We start from the raw sequence: 22,405 nt of genomic DNA, 5'->3' as shown, positions 1-22,405 counted from the left end.
CCGTCTCAGGTGACCGAGGTCGTCTGAGGCTCGGCGCCGGTCCAGCTGGCGAGCAGCCGCAGCGCCGTCTCCGACGCCGAACCGGCCTCGGCGGTGTAGATGCACAACGTCTGGTCGGCATCACCGGGCAGGGCGACAGCCTCGTAGTCGATCGTGAGGTCACCGACCAGCGGGTGGTGGTAGCGCTTGGTCCCGTGGCTGCGCTCACGGACGTTGTGGTCGGCCCACCAGCGGCGGAACTCCGGGCTGCGGACCGCGAGCTCGCCGACGAGCTCGGCGAGCAGCGGGTCGTCGGGGTGGCGTCCGGCGTCGAGACGCAGGACCGCGACGTTGTCCCTGGCGACCTCCTCCCAGTCGAGGTAGAGGTCGCGGGCGGACTCGTCGAGGAAGGTGTAGCGCAGCATGTTGCGGTCCCGAGGCGGCAGCGCCTCGAAGTCCGTCATCAGGGCCCTGGCCAGCCGGTTCGTGGCGAGCACATCCATTCGGCGGCCGAAGACGAACGCCGGGGCGACGTCGTCGAGGGTCTCCAGGATGCGGCGGACGCCGGGACGGACCCGCTGCACCCGCGCCGGGGTGCGCCGCCGGGCGCGACGGGGACCGGACCGCGCGACCTGGAACAGGTACGAGCGTTCGACGTCGTCGAGGCGCAGCGCGCGGGCGACGGCGTCGAGGACCTCGTCGGACACGTTGAGGTGGCGGCCCTGCTCCAGCCTGCTGTAGTAGTCGACGCTCACGCCGGCGAGCTGGGCGACCTCCTCGCGGCGCAGCCCCGGCACCCGGCGCACGCCGCCGGTGCCGCCGACCTCGACGTCGTCGACGCTCAGCCGCGCACGGCGAGTGCGCAGGAACTCCTTCAGCTCGGCGTTGTGTTCCACGAATCCCAGTGTGGCCGAGGCCGGGGCGCTCGGTGGCGGCGAACCTCGGTCTGTTGGACCCAGGTTCGCCGGACCGAGGTCGAACGGGGCTCGGTTAGGGCGGTTTCGGCCGCTCGCGCGGTGGTTGTGTCGAAGACAGCCCGCACAACGACAAGAGGAGCATTCCGATGACCACCACTGTGTCCACCCCGCTGGCCGGCCGCGTCGCCGTCGTGACCGGTGCATCCAGCGGCATCGGCGAGGCCACCGCCCGGAGACTGGCCGCGTCCGGCGCGAAGGTCGCCGTGCTGGCCCGCCGGGCGGACCGCCTGGCGAACCTCGTCACGGAGATCGAACAGGCCGGCGGGACCGCGCTCGCGCTGTCGGTCGACGTGACCGACGCCGAGGCGCTGCGCGCGGCCGCCGAGAGGATCGCGGCCGAGCTCGGCACCGTCGACCTGCTGTTCAACAACGCCGGGATCATGCTGCCCGCACCGATCGAGGAGCTGCCGGTGCACCAGTGGCAGCAGCAGATCGACGTGAACGTGACCGGGCTGATGAACGCCGTCGGCGCGTTCGTCCCGCAGCTGATCAGGGCGGCGGCGGACAAGGGAGTGGCCGACCTGGTCAACACCTCGTCGATCGGCGCGCAGAACATCTTCCCGAACTTCGCGGTCTACTCCGGCACGAAGGCCTACGTCACGCACTTCTCGCGGACCCTGCGCACGGAGCTCGGGGCGAAGAACGTCCGCGTGTGCGCGCTCGAACCCGGGATCGTCGGCACGGAGCTGCAGGACCACGTCACCGATCCTGGCGCACAGGAGTGGTTGGAGGGTTCCCGGAAGGAGATCACCTGGCTGGCGCCCGAGGACGTCGCCGAGGCGGTCCACTTCCTGGCCGCGCAGCCCGCGCACGTGAACCTGCAGCAGATCACGATCATGCCGACCGCCCAGGCGTCCTGAGAAGCCGTGAGTGATTTGGGCTGCTGTAGCAGCCCAAATCACTCACGGGTGTTCGACCGGGACACTGCTGAGGTGAGTGGACACTGCTGCGACCTGATGACCTACTACGCCGACTACCAGTGCCATCGGGGACACGGCCGGTTCGACTGCCCCGACAACCTGCTCGACCATCGGGGGGCGAGCAACGTCTACGGCCTGATCATCCACGACGGAGGCGGCTCGTCGGTCGCCATCGGCTACTGCCCGTGGTGTGGCACCGAGCTGGCCGAGTCGCGTCGCTTCCTGGCCGAGACGCTGAGCGAGGAGTCCTCAGGGATGCCCGCGCGCACCATCGAGGTGTGAGAACGGGTCTCGCGGCCGGGGCCGGGCGACCTTGACCGTCACGAGGCGTGTCAGTGGCCCGCGCTCTGGCCGCCGTCGACGTGCAGGATGTCGCCGGTCACGAAGGGGGCGTTCTCCAGGTAGAGCACGGCGTCGACGATGTCACTGATCTCGCCCATGCGGCCGACGGGGTGCAGTGCGCCGAGCGCGTCGTGGGTCTCCGGTGCGTGCATCGGCGTCTTGATCACGCCTGGTGACACGGTGTTGGCGCGGATGCCGCGTCCGGCGTACTCGATGGCCAGTGACTTGGTCGCGGCGTTGAGCCCGCCCTTGGTCAGGGAGGCCAGGACCGAGGGCACGTTCGAGTTCGCGTGGTCGGTGAGCGTGGTGGTGATGCTGACGACGTGCCCGCCGCTGCCCTGGGCGAGCATCTGGGCGACCGCGCGCTGGGTGAGGGCGAAGAAGCCGGTCAGATTCACCGACAGGAACCGTGTGTACTCCTCGGTGGTGTACTCGGTGAACGGCTTGGCGATGAAGATGCCGGCGTTGTTGATCAGCGAGTCGACGCGGCCGAACCGTTCCAGGGCCTGTTCGACGACTCGGCGCGCCGTGTCCGGGTCCCCGATGTCGCCCTGGACGGCCAGCACGTCCGGGTCGGAGGAGGCGGCGATACCCCGGGAGGTGGCCACGACCGACCAGCCGGCCTTCCGGTACGCCTCCACGAGGCCCTGACCTATGCCCTGCGAGGCTCCGGTGACGATGACGACCTTCTGTCCGTGCCCGCTCATGACGTCCTTCTTTCTCGAGTTGTTCAGCAGGTTCGAGCGCCGAAGTTAGGCCTGGTGGACCGGCCTGGGAAATGCCTGCGACAGCGGTTCCATAACCACGGGGCATCGCGGTGTGGGAATACTTGGCCGGGGTCGCCGACAAATCTCCGCGACTCGGGACACTAGGTAGCCAGAGCTGATTGGACGAAACGGCGCATGAGGGACTCCTGGACACCGGGCAGGAATGCCAGTGACACCGGGATCGGCGGGGCGCCCCGCAATGGCACGAAGGTCACGCCGGGGTGGATCGCCCGGTGTTGCGCCTCGTCGGACACCACCCCGATGCCCCGGTCGGCGGCCACCGACTCGATCCACTCGTCGAAGTTGGTGGTCTCGACGACCGTTTCGGGCCCGTCGCCGTCCGGCCAGCACCACGGGCCGGTGGTGCCGCTGACGATGTTGACCACCAGCGGCCAGTCCGGGACCTCCGACCAGCTCAGTTCTTCCTTGCCGGCCAGCGCCGACCGGTTCGAGCACACCGCGACCCGTGGCTCGTCGAACAAGTGGACCATCCGCACCATCGGCGACTCGACCCGGCCTCGAACCAGCGCCACGTCGATCTTGTTCTGCAACACGGCGGCGAGCGGGTCGTCGATGCGTACCAGGTTGACCTTGCACCCGGTGGCCTGCTCGAACCGGTCGACCGAGTGCTGCGCCCACGGGTGGGGCAGCAACCAGCTGAACCCCAGCCGGATGCTGCTCTGCGCGCGCACGACGGCGAACGCCTGGTCCAGCTCGCCGAGGACCCGCTCGGCATGGCCGAGGAACACCGCGCCCACCTCGGTGAGCTCGACATGGCGGGAGCTGCGGTCCAGCAACTGCACGTGCAGCGTCGACTCGAGCTGACGGATCGTGCGGCTGAGCCCCGGCTGGGAGATCACCAACTCCTCGGCGGCCCGGGTGAAGGAACTGTGTCGGGCGACACTGATGAATGCCCGCAGATGACGCAGTTCGATGTCAGCCTCTGCCATGTTCTGCAGAGCTTAGCCAGCTATGCATCCGGGGTATGGAGATGAACCGACAGGAATTTCTCACCATCCGGCCGTCGGCATAACGTCGCATATGTCCGGCGACACAATTCGTCCGCCGTGTGAGGAGAAGGCAGTTATGCGATGAACTCGATACTCTCCGGTCTGGGCATGTCCCGCCCGATCATTGCGGCGCCCATGGCCGGCGGCCCGGGTACTCCGGAGCTGGCGGGCGCGGCCGCGTCGGTGGGCAGCCTGGGTTTCGTCGCGGGTGGCTACCGGACCGTCGAGGCCCTCGGTGAACAAATCGCCTCGGTCCGCGCCCGGACGCGGTTCTTCGGGGTCAACCTGTTCGTCCCGAACCCCGTGCCGGTCGAGCGGGACGCCTACGACCGCTATGCGCGGCTGGTCCAGGCCGAGGCGGACCGTTACGACCTCGACCTCACCGGCGTCGGGCCCCGGGAGGACGACGACGGCTGGTCGGACAAGATCCAGCTGTTGCTCGACGACCCGGTGCCGCTGGTGAGCTTCACCTTTGGGCTGCCGTCGGAGACGACGATCGCCGCGCTGCGGCGGGCGGGCAGTGTCGTGGTGCAGACCGTGACCTCGCCGGCGGAGGCGACACTCGCGCAGGACGCGGGGGTCGACCTGCTCGCGGTGCAGGCTTCGGCGGCGGGCGGGCATTCCGGCACCCTCGACCCGGCGACCGTCCCGCCGGAGATTCCGCTGGGCGACCTGCTCGCCCAGGTCCGGGCGGTCACCACGCTGCCGTTGATCGCGGCGGGTGGGCTGGGCACCGCGGACGCCGTCGCCTCGGCCCTGCACGCCGGCGCGGCCGCGGTCATGGTCGGCACGGTGCTGCTGCGCTCCGAGGAGAGCGGCGCGTCGAAGCCGCACCGGGCCGCGCTCGCCGACCCGTCGCGCGGCCGGACCCTGGTCACCAGGGCCTTCACCGGCCGGCCCGCGCGGGCACTGCGCAACGGCTTCACCGACCGCTACTCACCCGTGGCGCCGCTCGGCTATCCCGCGCTGCATCACCTGACCGGTCCGCTGCGCCGGGCCGCGGCCGCTGCCGGCGACCCGGAGGCGATCAACCTGTGGGCCGGCACCGGCTACCGCCACGCGACGGAGGAGCCCGCCGCCCAAATCCTCACCCGACTCACCGATCACACTCCCATGATCACCACCGTCTGAGGGCTCTTTCGAGGCGCGAAAACAGCCCTCAGACGGTGGTGATCATGAGATCCGGAGAGTGGGATCGAGCGTGGCCACGATGATGCGGGCGAGCTCGTCGGTGACCGCCTCGCGGGTCAGCTCGATCCGCCCGCGCAGCCAGGTGATCACCGCCTGCGTCGTGCCCGCCACCAGCAGCAACGCCGCCAGGGTCCGGCGCTGCCGCGCCTCCTCGGACAGCGGTTCCCCCGACGGGAACGCATCGATCACCAGCTGGGTGAACACCTCGTAGGCCTGCTCGCGGCGGGCCTCCAGCCGGGGGTTGCCCGGCGCCTCGGCGTAGAGCCGGGCGCGCTTCGGGTCGTTCCACAGGAAGTCGATCAGCACCTCGGCCATGACCTGTGCCCGCGCGGATGCGTCGCCGGTCACCGGCATGGCGTCGAGCATCGTGGCGCGGACGTCGGTGAAGAAGGACGCGAGCAGTTCGTCGAGCAACGTGTCGCGGTCGGCGAAGCTCTCGTAGAAGTAGCGCTTGGTCAGCCCGGCGCGCGCGGCGACCGACTCCGCGCTCACCGACCCGACGCCGCCCTCCCCCACCAGCTCCAGACACGCGGTCACCAACTGAGCGTGCCGGCGGGCACGACGCTCGTCGGCACTGACTCCCCTGTGCGGTCGGACAACTGTCACCACACCATATTGACACATATGCGTGTCAGGTTTACCGTTCTCAACATTGACACGGGACCGTGTCAGGTTGGAGACGCTCCTGATGGCCTGCTGCATCGCCATGGCACTGGTGATCGCCTGGGTGCGCTCTGCCTGGTCACGACTGGTGCCCGGCGCCAGGCAACCGCCCGAGACGCCGTTCGCGCCGCCCGCGCGCCGTGCCGGACCCGACCGCTCCGCCCACCCGACCCCGCTGAGGACACCATGACCACCCACCTGTCGGCCTGGCCGCCGCCCGCGTCCACCACCGAGGCGTCGCGGACCGAGGTCCAGGCGCTGCTTCCCGAACCGAGCGGGCCGATTCCCCCGGTGACCGCGCGCCGGATGCGCCGGGCCCTCGCGGTGTACGCGGCGGTGTGGGTCCTCGGTGTGCTGCCAGCGCTGCTGGACGCCGGCGCGCCGCTGACCGCCGTCGGGCTGGGGCTGACGCTGCCGGGCGGCGGTTTCGTCTACTCCGGCTCGGTGATCGCCTCGGTCGCCGCACCGGTGGTGTTCCTGCTGGCCGTGGTCGCGTGGTGGTTCGCCGGGATGACCGTGCTGCCGCCGCTGGTGTGGCTCGGCGCGGCCGCCCTGTCCGCGTTGACCTCGGTCGACGGTCAGGTGTCCGACGGTGCACGGTTCGTGGTTCCGTCGCTGGTCCCGGCGCTGCTGCTGATCTCGTACCTGGTGCACCGGGTCCGCTACGCGGGCCACCTGCGCACCCGGGAGAAGATCAACGCCCGGCTCGCCGACGTCCGGTTCACCGTGTCCGGGCCGCCTCCGGTCAACACGCCGCTGCCGGTCGCGGAGAGCAGCCCGGCCGATCTGGCGCACCTGCGCTACGCGCTCGACCTGGCGCTGCAGCCGCTGGACAGCTTCACCGGGTTCACCGTCCTCGACCAGTACCGCGAGGCCGCGCTGCGCTACCAGATCTACGCGCTGTCCTACGGGCTGGCGATGGCCCAGTTCACTCGGACCCCGGCGTTCTCCGGGTACCTCGCCGAGGCCCAGCAGCACGCGGTGGAGAAGGTCCTGCAGCGGCGGATCTGGGGCTACTGGGCGGCGGAGAACGCCTGGGGCAACCTGTCGGCGAACCGCGACCCGGTCGCCAACCGGGAGAACATCATGCTGACCGGCTGGCACGGCGTCGGGATCGGCATGTACGAGACCCTGAACGACGACCGCTACTCCCGGCCCGGCGGCCTGACCTACCGCTGGTCGGACACCGAGGCCTACCCGTACGACTTCCCCCAGCTCGCGCAGTCGATCAGGCGCAACATGCTGGACTGGGACTTCACCCTGTTCCCGTGCGAGCCGAACTGGATCTACTCGATCTGCAACACCTTCGGCATCAACACGCTGCTCATGCACGACCGGACGCACCACAGCCGCTTCATGGAGGAGCTCGCCGAGCCGCTGCGCCGTTCCTACGAATCCGAGTTCCTGCGCCCGGACGGGCGGATCGTCGGCATCCGCGCGGCGCACCTGGGTCTGTCGTGGAACTTCTGGTCGGGCGCCGCCGTCCAGCTCAACACCAGCTACTGGCTCAACCCCGGCATGCCCGACATCGCCGCGCGCACCTGGTGGCTGCTGCGGGAGAACCACCTCGTCCCGGACGCCGACGGCAGGCTGACCCTGCCGCCCTCGGCGTCGGACCGGCTCGATCCCGGCAACTACAAGCTCGGCCGGGACACGTTCGGCCAGGTCGCGCTCACCATGGCGGCCCGCGAGATCGGCGACGAGGACAGTGCCCGCGCCGCGCAGGCGCTGCTCGACGAACGCGAGCCCATCGAGGAGGCGAACGGCGCCCGCCGCTACCGCGACGCCTCACCGCTGGCCAACCTGTACGCCGTGCTCGGCCGGTTCGGTCGCCGCAACGGGCTGCGCGACATGGTCACGTTCGGCGCACCCCAGGTGTGGCGGGAGGGTCCTCGGCTGGCCGAGGTCGCCTACCCCGACGTGCTCGTGGCCAGTGCCCACACCGATGGGCGGGCGCTCGACCTGGTGCTGCGGCCCGGCGCCGGACCGACCCGCGCGGCGCTCGGGCTCGACCGGCTCGTCCCGCACGCCGAGTACCGGGTGGACGGGGCGCTCGGCGACACCGTCACCGCCGACGGCCAGGGACGAGCGATCGTCGAGGTCGAGCTCGGCGACCGCCGTCCGGTCCGGCTCTATCCCTCGGGCTCATGATCGGCACGCTGCTGCTGGTCGCGCTGCTCGTCGGAGCCGCGATCAGCGCATGGCGGCTGCTGCACCGGGACCGACGGCCCGCCGAGCTCGCGTACCTCACGAGCCCGGAGTCCGACGCGGCCCACGTGGTGATGAACCTGACGATGGCCGCCATGCTGCTGCCAGGCTACGGCGCCTCGTGGCGCGTCCCGCTGCTCGTCGTGCTGGGCGCGACGGCGGTCGCACTGCTGGTGCTTCTCGGGGTACGTATCGCGCTGCCGGGGCCGGGCGCCGGTTCGCTGGTCTATCACCTGCTCGCCTCGGCCGCGATGATCTACGCCGTCGTCATCATGCCGGACATGTCGATGGGGTCCATGGGGTCGATGCATCACATGGCCTCGACCGGGGTCACGCTCACGGCCATGGCGCTCGCCGCGCTGTTCGCGCTCGACGCCGTCCTGACCGCGGGCATCGTGGTCTTCGCGCCGAGGACCGCCCTGGCGGTGGCCGGCGGCGGCGCGGTCGACGGCGGCGGGGCGACCACCCTGCGGATCGCCGCCGTCCCCCACCTGGCCATGGACGTGGCCATGGTGGTCATGCTCGCCGCCCTCTGACCATCCAAGATCACCACCGTCTGAGGGCTGTTTTCGCGCCCCGGATCAGCCCTGAGGCGGTGGTGATCTTCAGCCGCGCGAGCCGCGTGACCCGGGTGCGAGCGCGATCATGAGGTGACCAGCAGGTCGAACAGTGCTCGGAGCCGTTGCTCCAGCAGGTCGGGGTCGACGGTGGCCAGGGCCGGGCTGTCGAGGACCTGCTGCATGAGCCGGACGCCGGACAGCACGGACAGGAACAGCGCCGCGCGCTCGTGGGCGTCCGCACCGGGCAACAGCGCCTGCAGCGGGCGGTGGAAGTGCGCCTCGATCGCGGTGCGCAGGATCGCCGTGGCCCGGGGGTTCGCCACCGAACGCAGCATGAGCAGGAAGCCGTCCACGGAGCGCGGTTCGGCGGCGACCAGGGAGTGGGCGGCGAACCGGCTCAGCGACTCGACGTCGTCGGCGATCAGCGTGCGCTGCGCGAAGGCCACCTCGACGACCTCGGCGAACAGCTGTTCCTTCGAGCCGAAGTAGCGGTTGACCAGCATCGCGGTGACCCCGGCCGCACCGGCGATGTCGCGCACGCCCACGCCGTCGTAACCGTGGCTGGTGAAGGCGACCAGCGCCGAGCGCAGGATCGCCTCCCGGGTCGCGGCGGCGTCCCGCCGACGGGGTGGCACCTCTTCGCTCCGCGGTCGGCTCATATCTACGAGCGTAGACTATAGAAGTCTACGACTGTAGATATACGTCTGGAGGTGTGGCATGGACCTGGGACTGTCCGGTAGACGAGTGCTGGTCAGCGGGTCGAGCGCGGGTATCGGCGAGGCGATCGCGGTGTTCCTGGCCGCCGAGGGCGCACGGGTGGTGGTGCACGGTCGCGCCGAAACGCGAGCACGGTCGGTCGCCGAGACCATTCGCGCGGCGGGCGGTGACGCGGACGTCGCGATCGGCGACCTCAGTACCGACGACGGGGCCGATGCCGTGGTCACCGAGGCGCTGCGCGGCGGCGGGATCGACATCCTGGTCAACAACGCGGGGACCTACCAGCACCGGGCGTGGTCGGAGCTGACCGCCGAACAGTGGCTGCAGACCTACCAGCACAACGTGGCGTCCGGCGTTCGTCTGATCAACCGGTTGGTACCGGGGATGCGGGAGCGCGGCTGGGGCCGGGTAATCCAGATCGGCGGCGGGCTGGCCATCCAGCCCATCGCCGCCCAGCCCGACTACAACGCCACGTTGGCCGCACGGCACAACATGGCGGTGTCGCTGGCCCGTGAGCTGCGAGGATCCGGTGTCACCTCGAACGTCGTCGCGCCCGGCGCGATCCTCGTGCCGTCGGTCGAAGAGCTGCTCACCCGGGCCGCGCCGGAGTACGGCTGGGGAACGACGTGGGCGGAGATCGAGCGTGGCGCGGTGCGCGACATGGTCCCCAACGACGTGGGGCGCCTGGGCAGGCCCGAGGAGATCGCGGCGGCGGTCGCCTACCTGTCCAGCCCGTACGCCGACTACGTCAGCGGCGCGGTGCTGCGGGTGGACGGCGGCACGATCCGCTCGGTGTGAGCAGGCCGATACGTTCGAGCGATGGACGGACCGTCGATTCTCGCCATGGCCGACCTGGCCACACCCATGGCCATCCGGGTGGCGGCGACGCTGCGCCTCGTCGACCACGCCGGTGACTCCGGCGCGACGGCGGAGCGGCTCGCCGCCGACACCGGGACCGCTCCGCACGCCCTGCGCTGCCTGCTCGGGCATCTGGTCACGATCGGCGCCTTCGAGCTCGACGCCGGCCGGTACCGGCCCACGGACCTGGGCAGGCAGATAGGCGCGGACGCCCCGGCGGGGATCAGACCGCTGCTCGACATCACCTGCGCGGGCGGGCGCGCCGAGCTGGCGTTCGTCGAGCTGCTCGGCACGATCACCACCGGCGCGCCCGCGTACGAGCGGCGCTACGGGCGTGATTTCTGGGCCGACATCGACGCCGAACCGCGGCTTCGGCGTTCGTTCGATGCGCAGATGAACTGGCGGTTCCAGGTGCAGGCGCCGCAGATCGCGCGTCGCTTCGACTGGGGCCGATTCCCGGAGATCCTCGACGTCGGCGGAGGCGACGGGGCGGTGCTCGCGGCGATCCTGCGGGCCCATCCCTCGGTGCACGGGCGGGTCCTGGACCTGCCGCCTTCGGCCGCCGCCGCTGCCGAGCGGTTCACGGCGGCCGAGTTCACCGGTCGCGGCGGCGCCGTGGCCGGCAGCTTCTTCGACCCGCTTCCGGCCGGGGCGGACGCCTACCTGCTGTCGGACATCCTGCACGACTGGGACGACGAGCACGCGCGCGCAATCCTGACCGAGTGCCGTCGGGCCGCCGCCCCGGACGCCGTGGTGGTGGTGATCGAGCCGGTCCGAGGACAGGGTGTCGGCACCGCGATGGACCTGTTCATGCTGATGTGTTTCGGCGGCCGGGAGCGCACGGTCGACGAGCTGACCGAACTGGCGACCGGCTGCGGCCTCACCCTCCGCGACACCAGCCCGGTCTCGGACGGCCGCACGGCCCTGGAGTTCACAACCGCACCCCCGACCTGACCCCCGCCACACCCCTCGTCCCCCGGCGAGTCGGGCACACGAGCACCGCGAGTCGGTCACCTCAGCACCGCGAGTCGGACACGTGAGCACACCGAGTCGCTAGATTCCGCCGCGCGAGTCGGGGTATTCGTCAGGGCGAGTCGGGATACTCGTCAGGGCGAGTCGCGGGGATGCGCATTCGAGCGTGGCGCCGACGTGCTGGAACGCCCGACTCGGTGTGCCCTGATGCCCGACTCGCGGTGCTCACGTGCCCGACTCGCGGTGCACACGTGCCCGACTCGCGGTGCACACGTGCCCTACTCGGGGGCTCCTGGACGCTCGGGGGCTCCGAGGCGCTTCGGCGGGACCTCCGCGAGCCAGGCATCAGCACTGCCTCGGCAGTGCCCTAGCCACTCACGACCGACTGGGGGTGCCGAACCAGCGGGGCAGGTGGGCGGTCAGGGAGTGCTGGTCCTCACCGACCCAGGCGACGTGACCGTCGGGGCGCAGCAGCACAGCCGGGACGTCGAGTTCCTCGCTGACGTCCACCACGTGGTCGACGCGGTCCGCCCAGCCCGCCACCGAGAGCCGACCGGTCTGGTCCAGCAGCAGACCGCGACCGGTGTGCATCAGCTCGTACAGGCGGGACTGCTTCAGACCCACGTCCCGCATGCGCCTGCCCAGCAGCTCGTGCCCTTCACCGAGGTCGTAGCGGACGCCGATCGCGGTGATCTTCTCGATCAGGTGCCGGTTGACGTCCTCGAACTCCACCAGCTCCGAGAACAACCGCCGCAACGCCTGGGTCCCGGGCTCGGAGGAGATCAGCTGCATCTGCGCGCGGGTGTTGTCCAGCACCGCGGCCGCCACCGGGTGCCGTTCCACGTGGTAGCTGTCCAGCAGGCCGTCCGGCGCCCAGCCCCGGATCGACGCGGCCAGCTTCCAGCCGAGATTGAACGCCTCCTGAACCCCCAGGTTGAGGCCCTGACCGCCGATCGGCGGGTGGACGTGCGCGGCGTCGCCCGCCAGGAACACCCGCCCGGTCCGGTAGCGCTCGGCGAGCCGGGTGGCGTCGCCGAAGCGGGACAGCCAGCGCGGCGAGTGCACGCCGAAGTCGGTGCCGGCGAACGCCCGTAGCTGCCGCTTGACCTCGTCCAGGGTCGGCGGGATCGTGCGGTCGTCGGCCAGCCCGTCGGCGGGCACCACGACACGCCACACACCTTCCCCGAACGGCCCCAGCCCGAACCGCTTGTGGGTTTCCCGAACCTGGGCGACCACGGCGGTGACCGTCTCCGCGGGCACTCCCACCTCCATCTCCCCCAGCAACGTCTCGACCCTGGTGGGCTCGCCGGGGAACCCGACGCCGAGCAGTTTGCGCACCGAGCTGCGGCCGCCGTCGCACCCGACGAGGTACCGCGCGCGCAGCTGTGTGCCGTCGACCAGGTCGACGGTCACCCCGTCGTCGTCCTGGCTCAGCCCGAGCAGCTCGTGGCCTCGCCGGATGTCGGCGCCCAGCTCGGTGGCGCGTTCGGCCAGCAGTCGTTCGGTGACCGGCTGCCGGATGCCGAGGACGTAGGAGTGCGCGGAGTCCAGGTCCGGCCACGTGGTGCCGAGAGCGGCGAAGAAGCCGCCGACCTTGTACTGCGTGCCGTGCTCGAGGAACCGTTCCAGGAGTCCGCGCTGGGCCATCACCTCGATGCTGCGCACGTGCAGGCCGAGCGCGCGGACGTGGGTTGTCGGCACCGCCTCCTTCTCCAGGACGACGACCTGCACGCCGTGCAGCCGTAGCTCGCTCGCCAGCATCAGGCCGGTCGGTCCGCCGCCCGCGATGATTACGTCGATCATGTGTGAACCCCTCGTGGAATCGATGGTCATGCGGACACCGGTGACAGTTCGTCGAGCAGCCGCGTCGCGGCCACGGTGGTTCCGTCGGTGCGCATCGCGGCGGCCACGGTGGTCGCCCGCGCGCGGGTCACAGGTGCCAGCGCGATGCTGAGCGCGGCGGACAGGGACGCAACGGTCGGCGTCGGACCGTCGTGCGCCGCTCCGATGCCGAGGTCGGCGACCCGGCCCGCCCAGTACGGCTGGTCCGCCAGCTGCGGGACCACGACCTGCGGTGTGCCGGCCCGGGCCGCCGTGCTCGTGGTGCCCGCGCCGCCGTGGTGCACGACCGCCGCCACCCGCGCGAACAGTGCCTGCTGGTTGACCTCGTCGACGACGAAGCAGTCGTCCCGGTCGTCGACCGGTGCCAGGCCGGCCCAGCCGCGCCGGAGCAGAACGCGCCGACCGTGGGCCCGGACCGCCTCGATCGTCACCCGGGCGGCGTCGGTCCAGGCGTGCAACGGCATGCTGCCGAAGCCCACGAACACCGGCGGCGCGCCGGCGTCCAGGAACGCCAGCAGGTCCCCCGGCAGCGGACGGCCATCCGGGAGCAGCCATGCGCCGGTCTGCACGACGTCGAGGTCCGAGGGCTCCAGCCAGGGATCGAGGACCGGGTCGGACGCCAGCCACGGCCGAGAGCCGATCACGTGGTCGCGGACGTGTGCCACCGGCGGCAGGCCGTTCGCGACCCGGTTGGCGTTGAGCGCCTCGCCGAACAACACGTCCATGCTTTCCGCGTCGTGCTCCCACAGCCCCCGGTTGTCGGTGACCCCGTCCGGCAGCGGCCGTCCCGGATACGCCATCGGCGGGTGGTGCGGCGAGGGCAGGCTGAGCTTCTGGAACGTCACCGACACCGAGGGGATCCCGAGCTTCTCGGCGGCCGACAACGCGGCCGCCGCGGCGGGGACCACCCCGGTCGCCACGAGCGCGTCACAGCCCCGCGCTGCCTCGGCGACCGTGTCGAACTGCCTCACGATCAGCTCGGCCGCTCGCTGGGGCAGTGAAGACGGCGGTGGCGCCGCGACCGTCAGCTCGCGCGCCGACCAGCCGACCGGCACCAGCGGCACGTCAACACGGGCCAGCAGGTCCGCGAACTCCTGGTCCGGCGGCGCGCACACCAGCACCCGAGCACCGAGCTCACGCAGGCGGACCGCGAGGCCCGCCAGGGGCTCCACGTCCCCGCGTGATCCGTACGTCGACAGCAACACTCGCATCAAGCGACTCCCATTTTCGCAGGTCCCCGGGTTGGCCGGCAGATTCTGCGGCACAACGGGGGGCTTGTGGCAAGCCCCCCGGTGCGCTATAAGTTGATAGTGGAAGGGAGTAGTGCTCCCTTTTCCCCTTCCTAAAATTCCCTTAAATCCATGATCAGCACCTGTGTGAGTGGTGATCATGGGCGCTTCCGCTGCCAAGCTGTCGCGGAGCGAAGGGGGTCATCTGTGCGCGTATCCCGCCAGGTCATGGCGTTGGTGATGGTGGTTGTCGCGGCGTCGTCGGTCAGTTCGTGCGCGAGCGGGACGCCGGGCCGGCTCGGCGATGCCGCGCCGTGCGAGGCCGAGTCGTTGGGGGACATCGCACCGCCGCCGGGCGTCGCGTTCGACTGCGCGACGCTGACCGTCGCGCTCGACCACGGTCTCGGCTCGCCGGCCCCGCGCGAGGACGGCACGTTGGACCTCGACGTGGCGATGACCCGCAACGCGGACGCTCCCCGCGGCACGCTGGTCTGGTTGGTCGGCGGTCCCGGCTCGCCGGGCGTGCACCTGGCGGGTGAGATCTCCACCCAGTTCGACCCCAAGGTCCTGCGCGACTACCGGCTGGTGCTGTTCAGCATCCGAGGAACCGGGGCGAACGCGCTGGACTGCGCCGACCTGCAGAAGGAGGTCGGCGGGTCGGACTTCGCGGCGCCCACCGACAAGGCGGTCACGACGTGCGCCGAGGACGACATCGGAGCCGAGCGCCGGTTCCACAGCACCGTCGACATGGTGGCCGACCTGGACACACTGCGTCGGGCTCTCGGCGCGGACAAGCTGACGCTCGCGGGCGCCTCGTACGGGACGATGCTGGCCGCGCGGTACGCGATCGTGCACCCGGACCGGGTGGCCCGGCTGATCCTCGACTCGCCGGTCCCCCACGACGGTATCGAGCCGCTCAACATCACGCTGATGCAGCGCTCGGCCGAGGTGCTCCGGATGGCGTGCGCGGAGACCCGCTGTGCGAGCGACCCGGTGGCGGACCTGGCGACGATCATCCGGACCAGGCACAACGGGGTCGACATGCTCAACCTGCTGGCGTCCCGGACCGGCGGCAAACCCGAGCTGGCCGACCTGCCGGTGATGTTCCACGAAGCCGCCCAGGGCGATGCGCGCAAGCTCGACGCCGCCGTCGCAGAGATGTCCGAGGGGCCGGGTCCGAAGCCGGAGGAGTTCAGCGCGGGCCTGCACACCGCGACGGTGTGCCAGGACATGAACCAGCCGTGGGGCGGCCCGTCGAGCCCGAAGGCCACCAGGGCGACGGCGGTGGACGCGGCGCTCGCGCCGATGCCCGACGCCGCGTTCTACCCGTTCGACCGGGCCACCGCCTCGGGCAACGGGGCCCTGGTGGCGTGTCAGTTCTGGCCGGAGACCGTCGCCGCGCCGTTCCCGACCGGCCTCGACCTGCCGCCGGTGCCGACCCTGGTGCTCGCCGGTGACCACGACCTGGTCACGCCGCTGGACTGGTCGCGCAAGGAGGCCTCGCGCGCCCCGAACGGCCGCCTCGTCGTGGTGCCGGGCGCTGGGCACATCACCCAGGACCTCGCCAACCCGCCGCTGGGCCGCGCGACCGTCACCGAGTTCCTCCTGGGTGACACCGCACGTCAGTAACCCTGAACCCAGGCTGTACAGACGACGTATCGATTACCGAGCGGATGCGAGACGAACCACGAGCATCCCCGATATTTGGCCCCGGGTGGGCCGGGGCGGTACTGGGTCGAACCGTTTCCATGGGCCAGATGGTTGGCCCGGTCGCTATCGATCCAGACATTCTCCGTGATTCCCTGGGGTCTGCCGGCCTTCACGACTCCGGGATAGGTCGCCAAGCTGACGAAGTCAGTACCCACATCGGTTCGGCAGTAGCGGTATCCATTGCCGTTCTGACATCCGTTGGCGGCGAAGGCGCTTGGCGCGACGACCACACCGGAAAGCAGCAGGCCAGCGGTCGCTGCGAGCATCACACCGAGCCGGCCACCAAGCCTCTGTCGCGTATTCGACACGAGTTCCGTTACTCCCTCGCTGATGAATCTCTGGGCATCCATCGGCCCTGAACAACGCGTGATGATATTTCTTAATGCGCACTTCAACATCAGTCGGGCTCTTCGCCACGCGACTTCCGACGCGGCACCCTAAGGTGGAGATCGAACGGGAAAGACACCCGACCATAGACTGAGATATCCCTGAGAATTATTGTGCAAAATCGACCGGACCAGCATCGACGCGCGAATGAATCCGAACAGACCCGTCAGCCGGGGGTGAGCTCTCACCTTCCGGCCGAAGCCTCCAGTTTCGTCGGGCGGGCCACCGAGATTCGTGCCTCACGCGAACTTCTGTCCTCGTCACGACTGGTCACGCTCACCGGCTGCGGCGGCATCGGGAAGACCAGGCTCGCGTTGCGTATGGCCAGGGACGCCCGGAACGCATTCCCCGGTGGCGTCTGGTTCGTAGACTTCGCCCCGGTACCGCCGACAGCGGACGCCATCCTCGTGGAACAGATCGTGGCCCAGACGCTGGGTTTGATCGACTTCAGCGACGCCGGTGCCCGGTCGGCGTTGATCGGCCATCTACGGCACCGATACTGCCTGCTCGTGCTGGACAACTGCGAACACCTGGTCGAACAGGTCGGCACGCTGGTCAGCCAGCTGCTGCGGGGCGTCGACGGGTTACGGGTGCTGGCCACCAGCCGGGAGATGCTCCGCTGCGCCGGTGAACGGGTGGTCGCGATGCAGCCACTGACCGTCCATGCCACCGACGGTCATGTCTCCGATGCCGTCGAGCTCCTGCGGCAACGCGCCGCCTCGGTCGGTGCCCCGCTCAGCGAGGAGGACATCACGCCGGCGACCGAGCTGTGCCGCCGGCTGGACGGGTTACCACTGGCCATCGAGCTGGCCGCGAGTCGCCTCACCGTACTGACCGTCGCTGAGATCCTGACCCGACTCGATGATCGTTTCCGCTTGCTCACCGGTGGTGTGGTGCATGAGAACCCCGGTCAGCAGGCTCTGCTGGACGTGATGGATTGGAGCTACCAGCTGTGCACCGTGCCACAGCGGCTGCTGTGGGCTCGGCTGGCCGTCTTCCCCGCTGGGTTCGATCTCGACGCCGCCGAACACGTGTGCTCCGGTGAGGGCATCGACGCCGCCGAGCTGTTGGACGTGCTCGCCGGGCTGGTGCGCCAATCGGTGCTCATCGCCGAACGCGACGGTCCACGCACTCGCTATCGACAGCTGGACACACTGCGCGACTACGGACGCGCGCTGCTCGCCGACTCCGGTCAGGTGGACCTCTACCAGTTGCGACACCAGGCGTACTTCCGAAAGCAGGCGGCCGAGGCGGAGAACGAGTGGTTCAGTGCCCGCCAGCCGTACTGGTTGAGCTGGGCGTCCACGAACATGCAGAACCTGCGGGCCGCCATGGAGCGTGCGCTCGCGGGGCCGTGTCCCGACCATGCTCTCGAGATCGCCGTCAGCCTGAACACCCTGCGTGTCTGGTTCTTCATCGGCTGGCCGAGCGAAGGCCGGGCCTGGCTGGAACGGGCGCTGGCCGCCGTGCCGGGGACCACCCATCCGCTACGTGGGAAGGCGCTCGCGCTTGCCGGGCTGACGGCGCTGGCAACCCACGACATGCCCCGTGCCGAGTCGCTGATCGACGAATGCCGAGCAACCACCGGTGACCTGCCGCAGCGGCACGACCTTCGATTTCTCGAAGGGATCCACGCGCTGTTCACCGGAGACGCCCGGGCGGTGGGCCTGCTGGGGGAGCTGTACGCCTCGGTCGCCGAGGCGGGCGGGCGTGACCTGGTGACGGTCGGGCACAACTGGGCGGTGGCCGCCGCGACTCTCGGCGACCTCGAGACCGCATTGGCCGTGACCAGCCGCCACCTCGAGTACACCGAGCGCGGACAGGCCCCCTGGCACGTCGCGTGGGCACAGTGGGCATCGGCCATCGCGCACATGCGAGCCGACCGGCACGAACTAGCGCTGGACCACGCGCGGGACTCGATCCGGGGCCACACCCGCATCGGGGACCTGTGGGGAGCGCTGCTCGGCCTTCTCTCCGTCGCCTGGACGCTCGCCGCCGCCCTACGACGGGGGGAGGACCTGACCGGGGGCTCCGGGCGGACGGGCGCCGAGACCGTCGCCGAGCTGCTCGGTGGTGCCGCGCGTATGGCGGCCTGGTTCGGAGCAGACTCCACTCAGGACAGCCCGTTCACGAGTCATCTCGTCCAGGCCGCCCGAACAGCACGCGACATCCTCGGCGACGACGCTTTCCAGCGCGCGTTCGCCGAGGGTGCGCATACGACCGAGAGCCGGGAGCAGGCGGCGGAACAGATCACGGCGACGGCGCTGGGCACGCGCCCGCCCGCCGCCGGCCAATCGGAGCCCGAGTTCCCGGTCGACGACGAAGCAGCCCAGCTCACCGACCGCGAACGCGAGATCGCCGACATCGTGGCCCAGGGCTCGACCAACCGGCAGATTGCCGAGAAGCTCGTCCTGTCGACGCGCACCGTGCAGACCCACGTCGCCAACATCATGCGCAAGCTCGGCATGCACAGCCGCCACGAGATCGTCCTGTGGCGGTCCCGACGCGAAGGGCTCTCACCCTCGGCCGGTTCCACCACGCCTCCCGCTCCCCCGGACTCCGCCGGCGGGGCATCGTACGAGGCGCTGAGGGACTGACCGGGTCGGGCCGAGCTCGACCCGTGACCCCAGGACAAGCATCTTCCTCAGGATCAACGCCTGCACGTTCCGGAGAGAGTCAGGCCCGTAACTCGGCGGCCAGCGCGGCCACCTGGTCTTCCAGCTCGGGCATCAGCACCACGTCGGCGTTGAACTCCGGGTCCGTGCGGAACTCCAGCGCATGAACCGGTTCGGTCGAGCTCAGGTTGATGGCGCAGTGCGGCACCCCGGCCGGCACATGACACATCTCGCCCACCGTGTGGATCAACGCCTCGGGCTTGCCGTCCTGCCACACCACGGTCGCCGCTCGACCGGACACCACGGCCACGATGATCTCCGAGTGTGCGTGCTGATGAGTGCGACTCACCCCACCCGGTGGCATCCGGACCGTGCCGCCCGACAACCCCGAACAGTCGGCACGTTCAGCGGTGACCATCGGAGTGAGAGCCTGGCCCTGCGGACTGGCCCCCTCGTCGACCTCGGACCGACGAACGACTACGGCACGTATTCCCATTACCCCTCCACAACAGCTTGGTGACTTGATCCGGACCTGAATTCGCTGACCTCAGGACCGATCTCGGCCTGGTGATATCTGATTTCAGTGAGAAGTGTGGACCGAGGTCGCCATGTCGGCAATGGCCTCGGTGATCGTCTCGATATTCGTCCGGGGCGGGTGGGACGGAGATTCGTCGGCGAACGACGAGGACGCGTGTCGCTTGATTGCTCCGCGATGGCTGTGCAGGAAGAGAGTGAAGCGGCGGCGGGCCAGCTCGGCCATGTTCTCCGCGTTCTTGACCTGATGTCCGCCTGATCCTCGCGCGTTCACCAGTCGTTGCTCGAGCGTAAGGAAGGCTGAGCCGCGCACGTCGGCTATGTGATGTCGCGCATCGATGTCGAAGGCCTTGAGATTGGTCTCATCACACAGGCGTTCCTCGAATGCCCTGTTCTTGGACAGGAAGAAGCCCAGGAGGTAGGTCCACGCGGAGAATGCTCCGGTGGCGTGCCCACGGTACTCGAAGTTCGGCCCCAGGAATGGGTCCAGCTGATAGAATTGGCCTACTGTTCGTGCCCCGCTGTACAGCATGAGACTCTTCAGTGCCAGATCGATCCCCTCGACCATCTCGGCGAGAAGCCAGATCGTCAGCTTCTCCCAGTCCGATTCGATGATCTCCTTGAATATCCGCTCTATCCCGTGCTGCACCTGATACATGAGCACCTCTTCATCGCGCGCGCGACCGGGCGGCAGGAAGGTTCGTGGGTCGGAAGCGGGGTGATGGATGGCGATGTCCGACCACTGGAGTGTGGGATACCGCCGCTCGGCCCCAGCCAGCCGCAGGGCGGCCGCGAACAACGCCGACCGGCCTCTGGCCTGTACGTACGACCCGTCTCCGGCGTGCGCGATATCCAGTGATCGCAGCACCCACACCAGGTCGAGCAATGCGGTCCGACGGCGGATCCGCTGGAGCTCGAACCCCGAGGGGGCGAGCAGGGCGTCGATCGTTCCCGGCCCGACCCGGCCGAACCGCGACTCGCTCAGCTCGAACAGGTCGTGCGCCGACATGAGGCCCGATCGAACATCCGAATTGCGTTCACCGAGCTCCTCGCACACATAGTCGCTGAAGGACCCGAGCGGTCGATACTTGATCCGAGGTATACTGCCAAACTCTTTGCGACTCCGATCCCCGACAGAGCCTCCGGGTGGCACACGCAGCTGAGTAAGCAACTCTCGTGGGTTCACTTCACTCCTGACGAATACCTTCTACAGTTCGCGTGAACTTCAACATCCGCGAATACATCGACGCGCCGGTCCGCCGCGATGCGAAACCACCAGACGCGGAAGAGTGAACAGGGAGACATCTTTGCCAGTCAACGGGGAATTGCTTCTCAGAGGTCCCGAAAAGCATCATCCTAATAGAGCCGCGAGGGCGGCACTGCCGCGCCGATACCGGCCCGACCAGGACGAACAGATCTTGGCGACGACCGCGGAAGCAGGGACCACGCCTAGAAATAACTGCACCAAAGAGTGATTGGCACGCTTTATATTGACAGCGAGCCGACAACGTGCGTCCGGAGCACTGTCTTCTCAAGGATTTCTCAGTGAATCAGCCGTGCGATGTCCCTGGCGATTACCTGAACGCTCGACAACGTCCAGCGACCTCCACACCGCACCTCACCAGGCGCGATAATCCGCACAGTCGCCGATAACGCTGTGACAGAAATCCGGGCCTCCGCACCACATTGACGGCCGGCCCCCCGAATTACGTATTTCCCTACGTGTTTCGGCGGATGTCCCGCACGGCATGACACCAGATGATCGCCCCGAACGGCGGGCTCTCGACGATGCGGTGCGCCGGCCTGCTGATACTCACTCGAATCCCGGCCTGACCAGGGGGAACTGTCATGGCAGTACGCGCTGGGTACGCACCCTCGACCAGGCCTCGTGAGATCCTCTCGATCACCCGGCAGCTCGACCTGAACCGCAACGAGTTACGTACGCCATGGCCCGACACGGTCGTCGAGGCGGCTCTACGCGGTCTCGAACACGCTCAGGGCTACCCCGGCTGGGACGCGGCGGGACTGCGCTCCGAACTCGCCCACCACTATTCGACGACCACCGACCACGTGGTGGCTGCCGCGGGCAGCGCCGCCGTCATCGCACAGGCCATGCTGGTGGCGAGAGCAGGCGAGCTGGTGCTGCCATGGCCGAGTTTCGAGGCACTACCCGGCCTCGCCTCGGCACGTGGCCTGACGGTCCGGCTCACCGAGCTGCGCGCCAGCGATGGTGCCGTCGACCTGGACGCCGTACTCGCCGCACTGAACCCCAGCACCTCGATGATCCTGATCTGCACGCCCAACTCGCCGACCGGCGGCGGGCTTCGCCATCGAGAACTCGTCGAGTTCCTCGCCTTCGTACCGGAGTCGGTCCTGGTGCTGATCGACCAGGCATACGCGGAGTTCGCCGACCACCCCGACCCACCACGCCCGATCGACCTCACCGCCGTCCACCCCGGGGTGCTGGTGACTCGGACGTTCTCCAAGGCCTACGGGCTGGCCGGGCTGCGAGTGGGGTACGGGCTGGCCCGGCCCGATCTCACGTCGCGGGTGGAGCTCGCGGGTGTCCCCTATGCGATCAGCGCCGCCGCGGAAGGCGCCGCGATCGAGGCGCTGCGCCAGCCCGAGGCGCTCCGTGCGGCGGTGCGCCGCGTCCGCGCCGAGCGGACGACACTCGCCGACGGACTACGCGACCATCATCTCCAGGTCAGAACCGGGCACGGCAACTTCGTCTGGCTGCCGATGCCGGCCCAGGTCCCGGAGGTCGTCCAGACGCTCGCCGCGCGAGGTGTGCTCGTCAAGGGATATCCGGGGCACGGAATCCGCATCAGCGTGGGCACCGAACAGGACACCGACGACCTGCTGCACCGCTGGCCCTCCCAGGTGTCGCATTGGCCCCGCTGACTTACCGAGGCGCGGTGGCC

General features: G+C 69.6%; 20 protein-coding genes. 11 read left to right on the top strand and 9 right to left on the bottom strand.

The annotated features are described in order from the left end of the window. Positions 1-5 precede the first annotated feature (5 nt). Positions 6-875 carry a helix-turn-helix transcriptional regulator gene (locus G406_RS47765; protein WP_037077224.1) on the bottom strand — a complete coding sequence of 290 codons (870 nt, stop codon included), beginning with the start codon at positions 873-875 and terminating at the stop codon, positions 6-8. A 167-nt stretch (positions 876-1,042) separates the two neighbouring features. Between G406_RS47765 and G406_RS0118105 the strand changes: the two genes are divergently transcribed. Together G406_RS0118105 and G406_RS47760 are read left to right on the top strand one after the other, a co-directional pair. Then, a complete protein-coding gene (locus tag G406_RS0118105; RefSeq protein WP_028934927.1) occupies positions 1,043-1,816 on the top strand; it encodes an SDR family oxidoreductase in 774 nt (257 codons plus the stop codon). 72 nt (positions 1,817-1,888) lie between these two features. Then, positions 1,889-2,158, top strand: a complete 270-nt coding sequence (locus G406_RS47760) for a DUF6980 family protein (protein ID WP_211241186.1) — start codon at positions 1,889-1,891, stop codon at positions 2,156-2,158. A 50-nt stretch (positions 2,159-2,208) separates the two neighbouring features. On the opposite strand, the gene G406_RS0118095 is transcribed toward G406_RS47760, so the two are convergent. Beyond that, on the bottom strand, positions 2,209-2,925 hold the full coding sequence (locus tag G406_RS0118095) for an SDR family NAD(P)-dependent oxidoreductase (protein ID WP_028934926.1): 717 nt from the start codon (positions 2,923-2,925) through the stop codon (positions 2,209-2,211). A 161-nt stretch (positions 2,926-3,086) separates the two neighbouring features. Then, on the bottom strand, positions 3,087-3,935 hold the full coding sequence (locus G406_RS0118090) for a LysR family transcriptional regulator (RefSeq protein WP_028934925.1): 849 nt from the start codon (positions 3,933-3,935) through the stop codon (positions 3,087-3,089). Positions 3,936-4,076: 141 nt separating this feature from the next. Here G406_RS0118090 and G406_RS0118085 point away from each other — a divergent pair, with 141 nt between their 5' ends. Beyond that, a complete protein-coding gene (locus G406_RS0118085; protein ID WP_028934924.1) occupies positions 4,077-5,126 on the top strand; it encodes a nitronate monooxygenase in 1,050 nt (349 codons plus the stop codon). A 42-nt stretch (positions 5,127-5,168) separates the two neighbouring features. Here G406_RS0118085 and G406_RS57815 read toward each other — a convergent pair whose 3' ends face one another. After that, a complete protein-coding gene (locus G406_RS57815) occupies positions 5,169-5,723 on the bottom strand; it encodes a TetR/AcrR family transcriptional regulator (RefSeq protein ID WP_051342290.1) in 555 nt (184 codons plus the stop codon). 115 nt (positions 5,724-5,838) lie between these two features. Here G406_RS57815 and G406_RS57810 point away from each other — a divergent pair, with 115 nt between their 5' ends. Genes G406_RS57810 through G406_RS0118070 form a run of 3 tightly spaced genes read left to right on the top strand, consistent with a single transcriptional unit; the run spans position 5,839 to position 8,593 of the window. Further along, entirely contained in the window at positions 5,839-6,039 is a 201-nt protein-coding gene (locus G406_RS57810; RefSeq protein ID WP_169736716.1) for a hypothetical protein, read from the top strand. Continuing rightward, positions 6,036-8,000: a linalool dehydratase/isomerase domain-containing protein gene (locus tag G406_RS0118075; protein WP_051342289.1), complete on the top strand. Its 1,965-nt coding sequence runs from the start codon at positions 6,036-6,038 to the stop codon at positions 7,998-8,000. The genes G406_RS57810 and G406_RS0118075 overlap by 4 nt, the downstream gene beginning before the upstream one ends. Beyond that, positions 7,997-8,593, top strand: coding sequence for a DUF5134 domain-containing protein (locus G406_RS0118070; protein WP_028934922.1), 597 nt, complete (start codon positions 7,997-7,999; stop codon positions 8,591-8,593). Before G406_RS0118075 ends, G406_RS0118070 begins: the two co-directional genes overlap by 4 nt. A 107-nt stretch (positions 8,594-8,700) precedes the next feature. On the opposite strand, the gene G406_RS59395 is transcribed toward G406_RS0118070, so the two are convergent. Next, complete coding sequence (locus G406_RS59395; protein ID WP_169736715.1) at positions 8,701-9,276, bottom strand: TetR/AcrR family transcriptional regulator; 576 nt, start codon at positions 9,274-9,276, stop codon at positions 8,701-8,703. 58 nt (positions 9,277-9,334) lie between these two features. On the opposite strand from G406_RS59395, the gene G406_RS0118060 reads away from it, so the two are divergent. Then, on the top strand, positions 9,335-10,132 hold the full coding sequence (locus G406_RS0118060; protein WP_028934920.1) for an SDR family NAD(P)-dependent oxidoreductase: 798 nt from the start codon (positions 9,335-9,337) through the stop codon (positions 10,130-10,132). 21 nt (positions 10,133-10,153) lie between these two features. After that, the gene (locus G406_RS0118055; RefSeq protein ID WP_028934919.1) at positions 10,154-11,146 is read left to right on the top strand and encodes a methyltransferase; all 993 of its coding nucleotides are present in this window, start codon (positions 10,154-10,156) and stop codon (positions 11,144-11,146) included. 393 nt (positions 11,147-11,539) lie between these two features. Here G406_RS0118055 and rox read toward each other — a convergent pair whose 3' ends face one another. Continuing rightward, positions 11,540-12,967, bottom strand: coding sequence for a rifampin monooxygenase (gene rox, locus G406_RS0118050; RefSeq protein ID WP_028934918.1), 1,428 nt, complete (start codon positions 12,965-12,967; stop codon positions 11,540-11,542). Between the two features lie 26 nt (positions 12,968-12,993). After that, the gene (locus G406_RS0118045; RefSeq protein ID WP_028934917.1) at positions 12,994-14,217 is read right to left on the bottom strand and encodes a glycosyltransferase; all 1,224 of its coding nucleotides are present in this window, start codon (positions 14,215-14,217) and stop codon (positions 12,994-12,996) included. Positions 14,218-14,442: 225 nt separating this feature from the next. On the opposite strand from G406_RS0118045, the gene G406_RS47750 reads away from it, so the two are divergent. Together G406_RS47750 and G406_RS47745 are read left to right on the top strand one after the other, a co-directional pair. Continuing rightward, complete coding sequence (locus G406_RS47750) at positions 14,443-15,864, top strand: alpha/beta fold hydrolase (protein WP_169736714.1); 1,422 nt, start codon at positions 14,443-14,445, stop codon at positions 15,862-15,864. 644 nt (positions 15,865-16,508) lie between these two features. Then, positions 16,509-18,929, top strand: a complete 2,421-nt coding sequence (locus G406_RS47745) for a helix-turn-helix transcriptional regulator (RefSeq protein ID WP_051342287.1) — start codon at positions 16,509-16,511, stop codon at positions 18,927-18,929. Positions 18,930-19,008: 79 nt separating this feature from the next. On the opposite strand, the gene G406_RS47740 is transcribed toward G406_RS47745, so the two are convergent. Beyond that, complete coding sequence (locus tag G406_RS47740; RefSeq protein ID WP_084216154.1) at positions 19,009-19,443, bottom strand: cupin domain-containing protein; 435 nt, start codon at positions 19,441-19,443, stop codon at positions 19,009-19,011. Between the two features lie 84 nt (positions 19,444-19,527). Then, positions 19,528-20,490: a hypothetical protein gene (locus tag G406_RS0118025; protein WP_028934916.1), complete on the bottom strand. Its 963-nt coding sequence runs from the start codon at positions 20,488-20,490 to the stop codon at positions 19,528-19,530. Positions 20,491-21,329: 839 nt separating this feature from the next. Between G406_RS0118025 and G406_RS47735 the strand changes: the two genes are divergently transcribed. Further along, the gene (locus tag G406_RS47735) at positions 21,330-22,385 is read left to right on the top strand and encodes a pyridoxal phosphate-dependent aminotransferase (protein WP_051342285.1); all 1,056 of its coding nucleotides are present in this window, start codon (positions 21,330-21,332) and stop codon (positions 22,383-22,385) included. Positions 22,386-22,405: the final 20 nt, after the last annotated feature.

The sequence above is a fragment of the Actinospineispora spinosispora DSM 44797 genome (assembly GCF_000429025.1).
GTDB lineage: Bacteria > Actinomycetota > Actinomycetes > Mycobacteriales > Pseudonocardiaceae > Pseudonocardia > Pseudonocardia spinosispora.
The sequence above is the reverse complement of the archived record's forward strand: the minus strand, read 5'-3'. Positions and strand labels throughout refer to the sequence as shown.

What these genes read in the sequence shown, in the direction of transcription:
- G406_RS0118105 (WP_028934927.1), top strand. Translation starts at nt 1,043, where the DNA reads ATGACCACCACTGTGTCCACCCCGCTGGCCGGCCGCGTCGCCGTCGTG.
- G406_RS0118095 (WP_028934926.1), bottom strand. Translation starts at nt 2,925, where the DNA reads ATGAGCGGGCACGGACAGAAGGTCGTCATCGTCACCGGAGCCTCGCAG.
- G406_RS0118090 (WP_028934925.1), bottom strand. Translation starts at nt 3,935, where the DNA reads ATGGCAGAGGCTGACATCGAACTGCGTCATCTGCGGGCATTCATCAGT.
- G406_RS0118085 (WP_028934924.1), top strand. Translation starts at nt 4,077, where the DNA reads ATGAACTCGATACTCTCCGGTCTGGGCATGTCCCGCCCGATCATTGCG.
- G406_RS0118075 (WP_051342289.1), top strand. Translation starts at nt 6,036, where the DNA reads ATGACCACCCACCTGTCGGCCTGGCCGCCGCCCGCGTCCACCACCGAG.
- G406_RS0118070 (WP_028934922.1), top strand. Translation starts at nt 7,997, where the DNA reads ATGATCGGCACGCTGCTGCTGGTCGCGCTGCTCGTCGGAGCCGCGATC.
- G406_RS59395 (WP_169736715.1), bottom strand. Translation starts at nt 9,276, where the DNA reads ATGAGCCGACCGCGGAGCGAAGAGGTGCCACCCCGTCGGCGGGACGCC.
- G406_RS0118060 (WP_028934920.1), top strand. Translation starts at nt 9,335, where the DNA reads ATGGACCTGGGACTGTCCGGTAGACGAGTGCTGGTCAGCGGGTCGAGC.
- G406_RS0118055 (WP_028934919.1), top strand. Translation starts at nt 10,154, where the DNA reads ATGGACGGACCGTCGATTCTCGCCATGGCCGACCTGGCCACACCCATG.
- rox (WP_028934918.1), bottom strand. Translation starts at nt 12,967, where the DNA reads ATGATCGACGTAATCATCGCGGGCGGCGGACCGACCGGCCTGATGCTG.
- G406_RS0118045 (WP_028934917.1), bottom strand. Translation starts at nt 14,217, where the DNA reads ATGCGAGTGTTGCTGTCGACGTACGGATCACGCGGGGACGTGGAGCCC.
- G406_RS47740 (WP_084216154.1), bottom strand. Translation starts at nt 19,443, where the DNA reads ATGGGAATACGTGCCGTAGTCGTTCGTCGGTCCGAGGTCGACGAGGGG.
- G406_RS0118025 (WP_028934916.1), bottom strand. Translation starts at nt 20,490, where the DNA reads ATGTCGGCGCACGACCTGTTCGAGCTGAGCGAGTCGCGGTTCGGCCGG.
- G406_RS47735 (WP_051342285.1), top strand. Translation starts at nt 21,330, where the DNA reads ATGGCAGTACGCGCTGGGTACGCACCCTCGACCAGGCCTCGTGAGATC.